10 protein-coding genes are annotated in these 12,998 nt (G+C 71.7%); 4 read left to right on the plus strand and 6 right to left on the minus strand.

Features of this window, described 5'->3' with window-relative positions:
* Window positions 1-133: 133 nt before the first annotated feature.
* Together O7543_RS08240 and O7543_RS08245 are read left to right on the plus strand one after the other, a co-directional pair.
* Entirely contained in the window at window positions 134-3,091 is a 2,958-nt protein-coding gene (locus O7543_RS08240) for a LuxR family transcriptional regulator (protein WP_281554379.1), read from the plus strand.
* Window positions 3,092-3,427: 336 nt separating this feature from the next.
* Entirely contained in the window at window positions 3,428-8,038 is a 4,611-nt protein-coding gene (locus O7543_RS08245; RefSeq protein WP_281554378.1) for a S8 family serine peptidase, read from the plus strand.
* A gap of 108 nt (window positions 8,039-8,146) precedes the next feature.
* Here the strand turns inward: O7543_RS08245 and O7543_RS08250 are convergent, their stop codons facing one another.
* The 3 genes from O7543_RS08250 to O7543_RS08260 all read right to left on the minus strand — a co-directional run bounded on the left by O7543_RS08250 (window position 8,147) and on the right by O7543_RS08260 (window position 9,734).
* Window positions 8,147-9,175 carry a hypothetical protein gene (locus O7543_RS08250; RefSeq protein WP_281567377.1) on the minus strand — a complete coding sequence of 343 codons (1,029 nt, stop codon included), beginning with the start codon at window positions 9,173-9,175 and terminating at the stop codon, window positions 8,147-8,149.
* A 125-nt stretch (window positions 9,176-9,300) separates the two neighbouring features.
* Window positions 9,301-9,555 (minus strand): Txe/YoeB family addiction module toxin, encoded by a 255-nt coding sequence (locus tag O7543_RS08255; RefSeq protein ID WP_281554376.1) that lies wholly within the window; start codon window positions 9,553-9,555, stop codon window positions 9,301-9,303.
* Window positions 9,552-9,734: a type II toxin-antitoxin system Phd/YefM family antitoxin gene (locus O7543_RS08260; RefSeq protein ID WP_281554375.1), complete on the minus strand. Its 183-nt coding sequence runs from the start codon at window positions 9,732-9,734 to the stop codon at window positions 9,552-9,554. The genes O7543_RS08255 and O7543_RS08260 overlap by 4 nt, the downstream gene beginning before the upstream one ends.
* Before the next feature lie 40 nt (window positions 9,735-9,774).
* Between O7543_RS08260 and O7543_RS08265 the strand changes: the two genes are divergently transcribed.
* Both O7543_RS08265 and O7543_RS08270 read left to right on the plus strand, forming a co-directional pair.
* Window positions 9,775-11,043 (plus strand): IS4 family transposase, encoded by a 1,269-nt coding sequence (locus O7543_RS08265; protein ID WP_281554374.1) that lies wholly within the window; start codon window positions 9,775-9,777, stop codon window positions 11,041-11,043.
* The gene (locus tag O7543_RS08270) at window positions 11,018-11,254 is read left to right on the plus strand and encodes a hypothetical protein (protein ID WP_281550650.1); all 237 of its coding nucleotides are present in this window, start codon (window positions 11,018-11,020) and stop codon (window positions 11,252-11,254) included. The genes O7543_RS08265 and O7543_RS08270 overlap by 26 nt, the downstream gene beginning before the upstream one ends.
* Here the strand turns inward: O7543_RS08270 and O7543_RS30175 are convergent.
* From O7543_RS30175 to O7543_RS08280, 3 genes are all read right to left on the minus strand, one after another.
* A complete protein-coding gene (locus tag O7543_RS30175) occupies window positions 11,214-11,369 on the minus strand; it encodes a type II toxin-antitoxin system Phd/YefM family antitoxin (protein WP_348650088.1) in 156 nt (51 codons plus the stop codon). The genes O7543_RS08270 and O7543_RS30175 overlap by 41 nt on opposite strands.
* Before the next feature lie 49 nt (window positions 11,370-11,418).
* Window positions 11,419-12,282: a phosphotransferase gene (locus O7543_RS08275; RefSeq protein ID WP_281554373.1), complete on the minus strand. Its 864-nt coding sequence runs from the start codon at window positions 12,280-12,282 to the stop codon at window positions 11,419-11,421.
* 127 nt (window positions 12,283-12,409) lie between these two features.
* On the minus strand, window positions 12,410-12,883 hold the full coding sequence (locus O7543_RS08280; RefSeq protein ID WP_278168465.1) for a hypothetical protein: 474 nt from the start codon (window positions 12,881-12,883) through the stop codon (window positions 12,410-12,412).
* Window positions 12,884-12,998 lie beyond the last annotated feature (115 nt).

Raw genomic sequence — 12,998 nt, forward strand, 5'->3', positions numbered from 1 at the left:
ACACTAGTCGGGCGACACCCGTGGCCACCAGACTCAGTACGGTCCGGATCACGACAAGGCGGGGACGCGAGGACCGGTGGATGCGACGGCGACGGCCTGCCAACTGCCCCGAACTGCGGGATACGCTCCGACGATGCGGGTGAGCGGGCACGCTGCGGCGGCGGGCACAGCGGTGCCGATAGCGGCGCCACGGCTGGTGGGACGGTCCGGTGAGGTGGCGGCGGTGGCCACGGCGCTCACCCGTCCCCCGGCGGTGGTCCTGCTGGAGGGTGAGGCGGGGATCGGCAAGAGCCGCCTGGTCCGGGAGACGTCGACCACTGAGACCGGTCCACGCCCCGGCACTCTGCTGGCGGTCTGCCCACCGCTACGCGAATCGCTCACCCTCGCGCCCATCGTGGACGCGCTGCGCGATGTCCGGCCACGGCTGACCGGGATACGGCTGAGCGCGTTGGCCGGGGCGCTGCGCCCACTCCTGCCGGAATGGTCGGCCGAGCTGCCGCCGCCACTGGACCCGGTGGACGACGCAACCGCCGCCCGGCACCGGCTGTTCCGGGCATTGGACGAGCTGATCCGCGCGCTCGACATCGACCTGCTCGTCGTCGAGGACGCGCACTGGGCCGACGAGGTCACCCAGGAGTTCCTGGTGTTCCTCGCCGCCCGCGCGGCACCTGGCGGGCCGAGCCTGCTGGTCACCTACCGCCCCGAGGAGGTCGACGACCACTCGCTGCTGCTGCGGCTGTCCCGGCCGGCGTCCGGAGGCGGCGCCCGGCTGCGGATCACCCTGGCGCCGCTGGACGTCGCCGACACGGCGGCGATGGTCTCGTCGATGCTGGACGGCAATCCCATGTCGACTGAGTTCGCCACCTTCCTGCACCAGCGCACCAGCGGCGTGCCGCTGATGGTCGAGGAGTCGGTACGCCTGCTGTGTGACCGGGCCGACGTGGTGTTCCGGGACGGACGCTGGGTGCGGTTGAGCCTGAGTGAGCTGCAGGTGCCGGCGTCGGTACGGGACTCGACCCGGGAACGGGTCGGGCGGCTGACCCAGGCCGCACAGCGGGTGCTGCGCGCCGCCGCCGTCCTCGGCGAACCCGCCGACGAGGCCACCCTGGCGGCCACCGCCGGCCTGCTGACCCGGGCCTGCCGGGCCGGACTGGCCGAGGCGGCCACCGCCGGCCTGCTGGACAGCGACGAACGTGACCACCCCGGCGGCGGCCGGTGGCGGTTCCGGCACGTCCTCGCCGCCACCGCCGTCTACGAGGCCATCGCGCACCCCGAACGGCGTACGCTGCATCTGCTGGCCGGACAGGCGGTCGAGGGTCTGAATCCGCCGCCGGTCGCCCAGCTGGCCCGACACTTCCGCGAGGCCGGTGACGTGGCGCGCTGGGCCCGGTACGCAGAGGCCGCCGCCGATCGGATGATCGCCTCCGGCGACCACACCACCGCCGCAGTCACCCTCGACGAGCTGCTGACCGTGGCGGAACTGGCGGCACCGGACCGGGCCCGGATCGCCCGTACCGCCGCCGTCGCCGCGCTCGGCCGCCGCGAACCGGTCGACGACGTCTACCACCGGGTGGTCGCCACCCTCCGGGCCGTACTGGAGTCGACCGAGCTGACCGCACGGCAGCAGGCCGACATCCGCAACCCGCTGGGCCGGCTGCTGATCATCGGCGGTGAGGCACAGGCCGCGCTCACCGAACTCGGCCGGGCGGTGGAGCACCTGGCCGACCCGGTGGAGGCGGCCCGTGCGATGACCTACCTCGGCTGGGCGTACGCCGGCCCGTGGCCGGCCGCCACCCATCTGCGGTGGCTGCACCGGGCCGCCGAGCTGATCCCGCGGATCCCGTCCGCCGCCGACCGGATGTCGCTGGCCGGCAACCGGGCGGCGGCGCTGCTGATGCTCGGCGAGCCGCAGGCCTGGGAGGTGGTGGCCGGGCTGCCGACCGATGGCGCGGCGCCGGCCGAACGACGTGACATCGCCCGGATCCACGCCAACGTCGGCACCGGGGCGCTGATCTGGGGCCGGTACGCCGACGCCGGGCGGCACCTGTCGGTGGCGCTGGCTCTCGCCGACGCCGAGGGTCTGGTCCGGCTGCGCTACAACGTCCTGGTCGAGCAGGCCAACCTGGACTGGTTCACCGGCCGGTGGGACGGCCTGGCCGACCGGGCCGCCCAACTGGCCGAGGCGGACCGGGACCGGCCGGGCGTCTATCTGGGGAGTCTGCGGCTGGCCGGCCGGCTGGCCGCGGCTACCGGTCAGCTACGCCACGCCGAGCAGCAGTTCCAGGTGGTGCTGGACGAGGCGGCCCGGCGCGGCGCGGTCGACGACACGGTGGAGCCGGCCGCCATGCTGGCCCGGCTGTGGCTCGACGACGGACAGGCCGATCGGGCGGTGCGGGTCACCGATGGTCCGATCGGGGCGGTCGCCGCCAAGCGGGTCTGGGTGTGGGCCACCGACATCGCCCCGGCGCGGGTGGCGGCGCTGCTCGCCGCCGGCCGGCCGGACGAGGCGGCCGAACTCGTGCGTCGATTCGCCGGCGGGCTACGCGGGAGGGCCGCGCCGGGCCCGGCGGCCGCGCTGGCGGTGTGCCGGGCCGCGCTGGCCGACGCAGCCGGTGACCATGACCGGGCGGCGGCCGGCTTCGACCGGGCCGCCCGCGCGTGGGCGGCGCTGCCGCGCCCGTACGACGCCCTACTCGCCCGGGAGCGGCAGGCCCTGGCGTTGCTGGCCGCCGAGCGGGCCGAGCCGGGACGGGCTCTGCTGGTCGAGGTGTACGACGGTCTGGCCGACCTCGGCGCGCGCGGTGCCGCCGACCGGGTGGCGCGACGGCTGCGCGAACACGGCGGGGAGGTGCCGCGCCGGTGGCGGGGCGGCCGCAAAGGGTACGGCGACCGGCTGTCCCCGCGCGAGCTGGACGTGGTCCGGTTGGTGGTGGCCGGGCACACCAACCGGGAGATCGGCCGGATCCTCGCCAAGTCGTCGGCCACAGTGGATCAGCAGCTGCGATCGGCGATGCGCAAGCTGCGGGTGTCCAGCCGTACCGCGCTGGCGGTCGCCGCCGTGGAGGCCGGCGTCCTCACGGCGGACGACTGAAACGGCCCGGCAACCCGGTTGAAACCGGATCGGGCACATCGACCGCGACCGGTCGATTCTTTGACGTATCTGCTGGATAGCTAACGATCCGCCGGCTCAGCAGCATGACTTGCATGCACGAGCCACCAGGGCGGTCAACGGATGAACCCGCGCCCGAATCCGACCCCGAATCCGAGCGACCCGTACCCGGCGGACCCGAGGCGGGCGCGGACGCGGCACCCGACGGTGGCACCGGTACCTGCGCGACCTGCAGCGCGGAACGCCGTGACCCGTACCAACCCCTGTGAGGGCACGGCGTGCCCACCCGCGTGGCCGATCCCACGGAAGGAACCCCCAATGAGACCCATCGCACGAGCGTTGTCGCTGGTGCTGCTGGCCGGTGTGGCGTTGGCCGCACCGAATCCGGCGGCGGCGGCACCCCGGCCCGGCCCGGATCCGGGCGGTGACCCGGCGCGCGGCGTCGCCGACAAGATCCAGCCCGAGCTGGAGCGGTCGCTGCAGTCCGACGGCGCCACCGACCTGTGGATCCGGTTCGCCGAACGGGCCGACCTGGCGCAGGCACGGCAGATCGACGACTGGACGGCGCGCGGCGAGGCGGTCGCCGAGGCGCTGCGAACCACCGCCGCCACCAGCCAGACCAGTGTCCGACACCTGCTCGACACCGAGGGCGTTACCTACCAGGCATTCTGGGCCAGCAACGCGATCTACGTACTGGACGGCTCGTCGATGCTGGCCCAGGAGCTGGCGGCCCGGCCCGACGTCGAAGGCCTCTACCAGCCGGTCGAGTACCAGCTGATCGAGCCGACCCCGGACGAGCCGGTCCGCGACGACGCCGACGGTGCGGGCGTGCGTGGCACCCAGGCCGAGGACGTCGAGTGGGGCATCGCCAACATCAACGCCGACGACGTGTGGGAGCAGTTCGGCACCAGGGGCGCCGGCATCACCGTCGCCAATCTGGACACCGGTGTCCAGTTCGACCACCCGGCGCTGGTCGCCCAGTACCGGGGCAACCTGGGCGACGGCACGTACGACCACAACTACAACTGGTTCGACGCGGACAGCAGGTGCGGCGCGGCCCCGTGCGACCGGGGCTCGCACGGCACCCACACGATGGGCACGATGGTCGGCGACGGCGGCACCGGCAACCGGATCGGCGTCGCGCCCGATGCGAACTGGATCGCGGCGAACGGCTGCTGCCCGACCGACGCGGCGCTGGTCGCCTCCGGCCAGTGGCTGCTGGCACCGACCGACCTCGACGGGCAGAACCCTGACGCCGGCAAACGTCCACACATCATCAACAACTCGTGGGGCAGTACGCAGCCCTCGCTGGACCCCTTCATGGAGGACGTGTCGCTGGCCTGGGACGCCGCCGGCATCCTCGGCATCTGGTCCAACGGCAACAGCGGCGCGCAGGGCTGCCAGTCCAGTGGGTCGCCCGGTAGCCGCTCCGTGAACTACTCGGTCGGCGCGTACGACGTCGACAACGAGATCGCCTACTTCTCCGGCCGCGGTCCGGGCCAGGACGGCGAGTTCAAGCCGAACATCTCCGCACCCGGGGTCGCGGTCCGCTCGTCCGGACCAGGCGACAGCTACTACAGCGAGAACGGGACCTCGATGGCCGCCCCGCACGTCGCCGGCACGGCGGCACTGCTGTGGTCCGCAGCCCCAGCACTGATCGGTGACACCGACGCGACCCGGGAGCTGTTCGACCGTACCGCGATCGACACCGCCGACCCGCAGTGCGGCGGCACCGGAGCGGACAACAACGTGTACGGCGAAGGCCGCCTCGACGCGCTGGCGCTGCTGGAAGCGGCTCCGGTCGGCGACACCGGGACCCTGTCCGGTGTGGTCACCGACGCGGCGACCGGCGCGCCGGTCGAGGGCGCGACGGTGACCATCGGCGGCGAGACGGTCCGGGAGCGGGTCACCGCGGCGGACGGCTCCTACTCGGTCCGGTTGACCGTCGGGACCTACCCGGTGACGGTCACCGCGTTCGGCTACGCCGAACGGAGCACCGAGGTGACCGTCACCCTGGGCGGGACGACGATCGAGGACGTCTCGCTGACCGCGCTGCCGACGATGGCACTGAGCGGGCTGGTCCGGGACGGTTCCGGGCACGGCTGGCCGCTGTACGCCAAGGTCAGCGTGGCCGGCACCGAGGTCAGCACCTTCACCAACCCGTTCAACGGCCGGTACCGGCTGGTCCTGCCGACCCACGCGACGTACACCCTGGTGGTGGAGCCGCAGTACGACGGCTACGGCACCGTCGAGCAGCCGGTGCAGGTGCACGGCGGCAACCGAACCATGGACGTGGCCGCGCCGGTGCAGCGGTGCGCGTCCGCGCCCGGCTACGCCTTCTCCGCCGGGATCGGGATCCTCGGCGACGAAGCCGGAAAGATCGGCACCTTCCTCGACGACCAGGGCGTCCCGACCACCGAGGTCGGCTGGGACACCGACGTGTCCGGCTACGACGCGATCATCGTCAACCGGCCCAGCAACCCCGGCGAGGAGACGTTCCTGCGGTTCCTGGCCGACACCGACGCGGCCGGCGTGGGTGTGCTGTTCCTGGACACCTGGTCCAACGTGGGCGGTAACGGCATCTACATGCTCAGCCAGTACACCGGTAACCCGGGGGCCCGCAGCAGCGGCATCGTCTACGATACCGAGGGTGACCTGTCGTACCAGGTGATGCAGGAACACCCGGTGGTGGAAGGGTTCCCGCTCGGCGGGCGGATCGCCTTCGACGAGACGGACAACTACTCCAAGTACTACGGCTTCTTCGACGCGTACGGCGGCGAGGGGCGGATGGTGATCGCCAACGCCGTCACCTCGGAGGTCGGTACCGTCGGAGTCGGCATCGGGGTGCAGCAGCGGACGAACAACCGGCACGTGCTGCTGTCGATGCACGCGGCCAGCTACAACACCGGGCCGCAGACCTGGCACGACGACAGCGCCCGGGTCTTCAGCAACGCGGTGGACTGGATCGCCGAGACCGAGTTCGAGTGTGTGAAGGTCGAAGGCGGGCTGGCCGTCGGCTTCGTCCGGGACGCCAACACCGGCACCGGGCTGGCCGACGCCGAGGTGACGCCGGTGGACGGCTCCGTCGGCACCCGTACCGTCGCGACGCCGCAGGACCCGGACCTCGACGACGGCTTCTACGCCCTGTTCTCCCCCGCCGGCCGGCACCGGATCACCGCTTCGGTGAACCAGTACGCGGAGCTGGCCCGATGGGCAGAGGTCACCGAGGACTGGGTCACCCGGCACAACTACAAGCTGGCGGCCGGACGACTGACGGTGACCGGCTCGCCGGTCGAGGCGACGGTGCCGCTCGGCGGAGCGACGACCGCCGAGGTCACGGTCACCAACACCGGCGGCGCGCCCGCCGAGGTGGAGCTGAGCGAACGAGCCGGTGAGTTCGAGATCCAGCGTGCCGACGGTTCGCGGGCGGCGTCGCGCCAGATCGCGGCGGCCGCCGGGGCACCGACCCGCCGGATTCCGCTGGACGCGCCGATCGAGCAGCTCGCCGGGGCCGCGTCGGCGACGGTGTTCGGACCGGGTGCCGCACCGGCGGCGACCCCTGCGGCTGAGCCGTGGCTCAGCCTGCCGGGGCTGCCCCGGACGGTGATGGACAACAGCGCGGTCACCGTCGACGGCAAGTTGTACTCGTTCGGCGGGTCCAGCGGATTGTCGTCGCTGGCGCAGGTGTACGTCTACGACCCGGTCACCCAGGCCTGGTCCCGGCTCGACGACATGCCGCACGGTGCCCGCAGCCAGGCCGCCGAAGGCGTCATCGGCGACAAGGTCTACCTGGTCAGCGGGTGGAGCACGTTGAACACCGACACGCTGATCTTCGACCCGGCCACCGGCGGGTGGAGCACGGGTGCCGACGTGCCGGCCGCGTCGGCCGCCGCCGGATCGGCGGTGCTCGACGGCGAGTTGTACGTGGTCGGCGGCTGCACCACGACCAGCTGCGCCCCGTACAGCGACCAGGTGTTCCGCTACGACCCCCGGGCCGACGCCTGGGACACCGTCGCGAGCTACCCGGTGCCGATCGCCTGGCAGTCCTGCGGCGCGGTCAGCGGCGGGATCGTCTGTGCCGGTGGACTGTCCGACAGCCAGCCGGTGACCGCCAGCTATTCCTACGACCCGGCCAGCGACTCCTGGACGCAGGTGGCGGACCTGCCGGTGAACCTGTGGGGTTCGGCGTACCACACCGCCGACAACCAGCTGCTGATCTCCGGTGGCGGCACCGGCACCCAGGCGATCACCAACGAGGGGTACGCCTACGACCCGGCGACCGACGCGTGGTCGCCCCTGCCGACGGCGAACAGCCCCAGCTTCCGGCCGGGCAGCGCCTGCGGGCTCTACCGGGTCGGCGGATCGGCGATCTCCGGATTCCAACCGACCAGCACAGTGGAACTGCTGCCCGGCTTCGACCAGTGCGGGTCGATGACGGACACCGAATGGTTGACGGTGGACCCGGGCACCGCCACGATCGCCCCCGGCGAAAGCCTCACGGTGACGCTGACCCTGACCGCCGAGGTGGCCCAGCCGGGCACCTACACCACCGGCGTCACCGTCTTCGAGGACACGCCGTACGCGGTGGACACGGTGCCGGTGACGATGACCGTCACCCCGCCGGACACCTGGGGCAAGATCACCGGTACGGTCTCCGCCGTGGGCTGTGACGGCGACCTGACCCCGATCACCGGGGCGACGGTGCAGCTGAGCACGTGGACGATGGAGCTGCCGTTGACCACCGACGCCGACGGCGGCTACGCCCACTGGCTCGACCACCGGCACAACCCGGTCACGATGATCGTGGCAAAGGACGGCTACATGCCGCAGACCCGCCAGACCCAGGTCACCGCCGGTGACGTACGGGTCGAGGACTGGGCACTGCGCCAGGTGTGCGGCCGATCGGCGGGAGCGCTGGAGACCAGCTGACCCGTGACCCGGCTCGCCGGTAGATGACCCGTCGACGGTGAGCCGCCCCGAGCGTACGCCCCGAGGTGACCCCTCGGGGCGTACGCCATTGTCGGCCGACTAAACGGCTCACCGGCTCACCGGCTTCCTGCTCGCGGGCCGGCGGCGGACCAGTGCGGGCAGCCACGGCAGCACCGCCACGAGGGACAACAGCGCCAGCAGCGGCAGCCGCCACGTCCAGGAGACACCGGCCGGCGGCGGATCAACGGCGGCGGCGACCCACGGCCGCGCGGACTTCGACCAGGCGAGGAACGCGTCACCGATCGGCATCAGCCCGAACGCGTACCGCCGGGTGTTCGGGGTGTCGACCGGTAGGCCGGCGAAATCGCCGTAGCTGGCCAGCGCGGCGGCCAACGCCGCGTCGCCGTGCACCTGGGCCGCGCCGAGGGTGACCACGGTGGCCGACAGGCTCACCCCCAGCGGCAGCGGCCCCGAGTCGACGTCGGCCGGGCCGCTGGTGCCGGCCCGGTACTCCAGCACCGCCGGGCCGAGCCGCAGCGGCGCGGCCACGAACCCGTCCCGGAAGGTCAGGTACTGCTCGCGGGCGAACGCCGGGTCGATCTCCGGCCGGAACCGGTGGATCAGGCTCTGTGAGGTGCCGCGGGCCACCTCGGCCGGTGCCCCGGTCACCGGGTCGACGCGGTGCGGCAGCAGGCCGGTGGCCGGGTCGAGACGCTGCCGTACGCCGGCCAGCCACCGCGCCACCGTACCGTCGAAGCGGCCCGGCAGCAGACTGTCGTGCAGCCGCAGCGACGCCACCGCCACCGTGGAGTCCACCGGCCAGGCCTGCCCGTGGTACGCCGGCAGGTACGGCGACCCGGTCGTGTCCAGGGTGGTGTCGAAGGTCGCGCCGAGGTCCGCCGCGGCCTCGGTGAACCGGGCCAGCTCGCCCCGGTCCCGACCGCCCGGCGGTTGCAGGCTGAGTACGCCGCCGCGCAGCCAGTTCGTCCAGCCCTGGTAGAACACGCCGTACGCCGGGGTGAGATCGGCGGGAAACGGCGCCCGGCCGGCGGGTGACTCCAGTCTGGTCAACGCCCACCGGGCCTCGGCCAGCGCCTCGGGTCGCGCACCGGCTGGAGAGGACTGGGCGATGGACAATGGCAAACGGATCCGCGACCTCCTGGACAACGGTGACCGATCGCACAGCCGCGGCGATGTCGACGCCGCCATCCGTGCCTACCTGGGCCGACCACCTCCCCGGCTGACGCCGGGACTGGAGGAGGTCAACGCTCGTAGTGGTACCGGCAGGCGACGATCTCGACGTCCTCCTTGGTGATCCGGTACACGAGTCGGTGTTCGCGATCGATCCGGCGGGACCAGAATCCGGACAGCTCGCCACGAAGGGGCTCCGACTTGCCGATGCCCTCGTAACCGTTACGCATCACGTCGGCGATGAGGTCGTTGATGCGTTTGATCAACTTTCGATCCGTATGGCTGAGGTACTGGGCCCATGCTGTCGCGGTGAAAACCAGTCTCACGCAACGTCCCGTCCGGCGGTTGGATCGACGAGCTGCTGCTCCTGCGCGTCGCCGTTTTCCAGCTCTGCGATCGATCGCCGCAGGGCTGCGGCGTTGCTCGGGTTACGGAGCAGGTACTCGGTCTCCTTCATCGACTCGTACTCGGCGAGCGGCACGATGACGACCGGCTCATGACCCAATGCCGTTAACTTAGTGTGGGGCGGTCTATGATCTCTGCTCGTGGCGAGGGCTGGTCAGGTCAAGGCGGGGTCGCGGGTTCGGTTGCCGGATCTGGTGGGGGTCGGGGTGTTGACGGCGGCGTTCCCGCCGGAGTCGGTGGATCTGGCGATCGAGGAGTGGGATGCGCGGGAGCAGCGGCATCGGCTGCTGCCGGCTCGGTTGATGGCGTACTACGTGATGGCGTGCGTGTTGTTTCTCGACAGCGCGTACGTGGAGGTGTGGAACAAGCTGCTGGGTGGGCTGTCGTGGGCCCGGCGGTACCGGATGCGGCGGCAGGTGGGGATGCAGCCGTCGGCGGCGGCGCTGGCCAAGGCCAGGGTGCGGTTGGGGCCGGAGGCGATGCAGGGGGTGTTGGCGACCTCGATGCGGCCGATGGTGACCGACGCGGCCGCGGCGCCGTGGGCGTACTTCCATGGGTTGCGGAAGCTGGCCGCCGACGGGTTCACCATGAACGTGGCTCGGACGCCGGAGAACGCGGCGCGTTTCGGGATGCCCTCGAACTCGGCCGGACCGGTGGGGTATCCGCAGGTCCGGGTGGTGGCGCTGGCCGAGGTCGGTACCCGCTGCCTGCAAGGCGCCGCCGTGGGCGTGCTGGCCACCGGGGAGCAGAACCTGGCCCGCACGTTGTGGCCACGGCTGGGAACCGGGGACGTGGTCGTGGCCGACCGTAACTTCCTGTCGTACGAGGACCTGACCGCGATCGTGGCCACCAACGCGCACGCGGTACTGCGAGTCAAGGCGGGGGTGGACCTGCCGGTGCTGCAGGTCCTGGCCGACGGCTCGTATGTGTCGAGGATCGCCGACCCGCAACAGGCACGACGGCTGCGCCGCCGCAAGACGAAGGTACCCCCTGAGCAGATCCCCGGCATCAGCGTCCGGGTGATCGGGTACACGGTGGAATCCGAGCCGGACGAGCACGGCAACCGTGAGGTCAGCGAACTGTTCTGCCTGGTGACCACCCTGCTCGACCCGGACGCCTACCCCCTGCGGGATTTCCCCGAGCTCTACCACGAGCGGTGGACCCTGGAGACCGCGATCGGTGACGTGGAGACCCGGCTGCGCGGCGGCGCCGAGGTCGTCCCGCGGTCCGGGCGCCCGGACCTGGTCTACCAGGAGGTCTACGCATTGCTCTGCGTCTACCAGGCCATCCGCGCGCTGATCGTCGCCGGTGCCGAACACGCCGACCTGGACCCCGACCGCATATCGTTCACCCGCACCGTGCAGGCAGCCGCGCGTCACGTCAGTGACGACGCGGCCTTTTCCCCCTGACGACCTGGCCGATCTGGTCGCCGACGTCATCTACGAGATCACCGACGAACGCAACCTCCTACCGGCCACGCCCCGCATCCGCAGCTTCGCCCGCCAACAACGCCAACCCGGACGCCGCTACCCCCGCCAGACAGACGACTACAAGAAACCCCTACCACCCCGCACCAAGATCAGGTTGTGGGTCCTGACCAGGCCAGACACGTTAAGTTGACGGTATTGGGCTCATGACCCGACCGGGTCACCACGACCTCCTCGGCGTCGTTGACGACGCTGTCGAGCTCGGCAGCCAGATTCTGCCTCAGCTGGGTGAAGTTCACCGTCCGCATGATCACCTCCGCACAGGTACAGAAAATTGTACCTGAAGCGGCGTTTTGCTCATGCCCGACGGTCGGGTCGGTCGCCCGTCGCGTCGGCGATCATGCGGTGGCCCTGGGCTTCGAACCGCTCGTCGCCCACCCGGTAGGCCCACGCGGCGGTGCCGATCGCCTCCCGGACCTGGGTGCGGTGCCATGCGTCGGCCGTACGCGGATCGGGGCCGTAGCCGTCGAGGAACGCCGCTTCGAGGCCCGGCGTACGGCGGAAGTCGTTGACGGCCAGCCGGGCGAGGTCGGTGTACGCGGGACGCAGCGCCGCGCGGCCGAAGTCGATCACACTGACCACGCCACCGTCGACGAGCCAGTTGCGCGGATGCCAGTCGCCGTGGGTGGGCACCAGGGTCGCCGACGGCGTCGGCCAGCTGGCGATCTCGGCGCGCAACCGCCGTACCGTGTCGTCGTCGATCCGGTGCGGGCTGGCAAGCCAGGACAGCGACTTGTCGTTCTCCCGCCGCTCGTGGTCATCGTCGGTGACGGCAATCTGGGCGTGCAGCATCGCCAGCAGTTCGCCGGCCTGCCGGTGGACGTCCGGGTCGTCGGCGTGCCCGCTGCCGAGCGCCAGCTCACCCGGCAGGAACCGGGTGACCAGCAGCTTCGCCTCGGCACTGCCGTACGCCAACGCCGGAGCGCGGCCGATCCTGGTCCACGGGCGCAGCCAGTGCCGGTGGGCGTGCAGTTCGCGGGCGAGGTGATGGTCACGGTCGCCGCCGGCCTTGACGATGAACCGCGACCCGGCATGCGTCACCTCCAGGACGGTGGTCGCCACCAGGCCCCAGCTGTGGTCCCGCTCGACGCTCACGCCGGGCAGCCAGCGGTCCAACAACGACCGCTGCTGCCCGGTGAGTGTGCCGAGCGCCGGGTCCACAGCCCCGGATCCTACGGGCGGGCGCGCTGATCTACGGACAGGCGGCCACGTCGACGGCGATGGGCTGACGACTGTCCAAGTGCGTTGCGCGTATGTCGCACCCGAGCCTGCCGAATGCCGAGGCTTGTCAGTTCGTGCAGAGAGCGCTGACCGTGACGTTGTAGACGTGCCAGGATCCGTCCGGCGCGGTGAACACATTGCTGGCATTCGTCGCCCAGTTCGCGCAGGCCACGCCGACGGCGAGAATGTCGGCGCGGGCAGCCTGGGCCCCGTTCTGGATCGCGCTGGTCGAGGTGGCACCGCTGCCCTGCCGGGTAGCCGAGCGGGCAACGGTGTACGACGGTGGCGGCGGGGCCGGTACGCAGTAGCCGGTGGCTGTCGCCTCGTAAACGTACGCCGAGCCGTCGGGCGCGGTGTAGAGGTGTCGCGGCGTAGAGACCGTGACATTGCTGCAGGTCTCGCCGAGGTTTGCGGCGAGCGAGGTGAGCGCCGCGCGGGCGTTGTTCGCCGCGTTCTGCTGGCCGGCGGCCGGGCTCGGCCCCCATCCGGTGGATGTCGCCGACCGCCACGTGGCAGCCTGCGCTGCTGTCGCCGGGAGCACGAAGAGCCCCACGGTGACAGCCAGAGCGACAACCGTCAGCCGACGGAGCGACCGGCTGATCGGTCCACCCATTCGCCTGTCGAATCCATTCATGCGTTTGCCCCTTTCTGACCGT

Origin of the sequence: Solwaraspora sp. WMMA2080 (genome assembly GCF_027497395.1) — a bacterium.
Taxonomy (GTDB): domain Bacteria; phylum Actinomycetota; class Actinomycetes; order Mycobacteriales; family Micromonosporaceae; genus Micromonospora_E.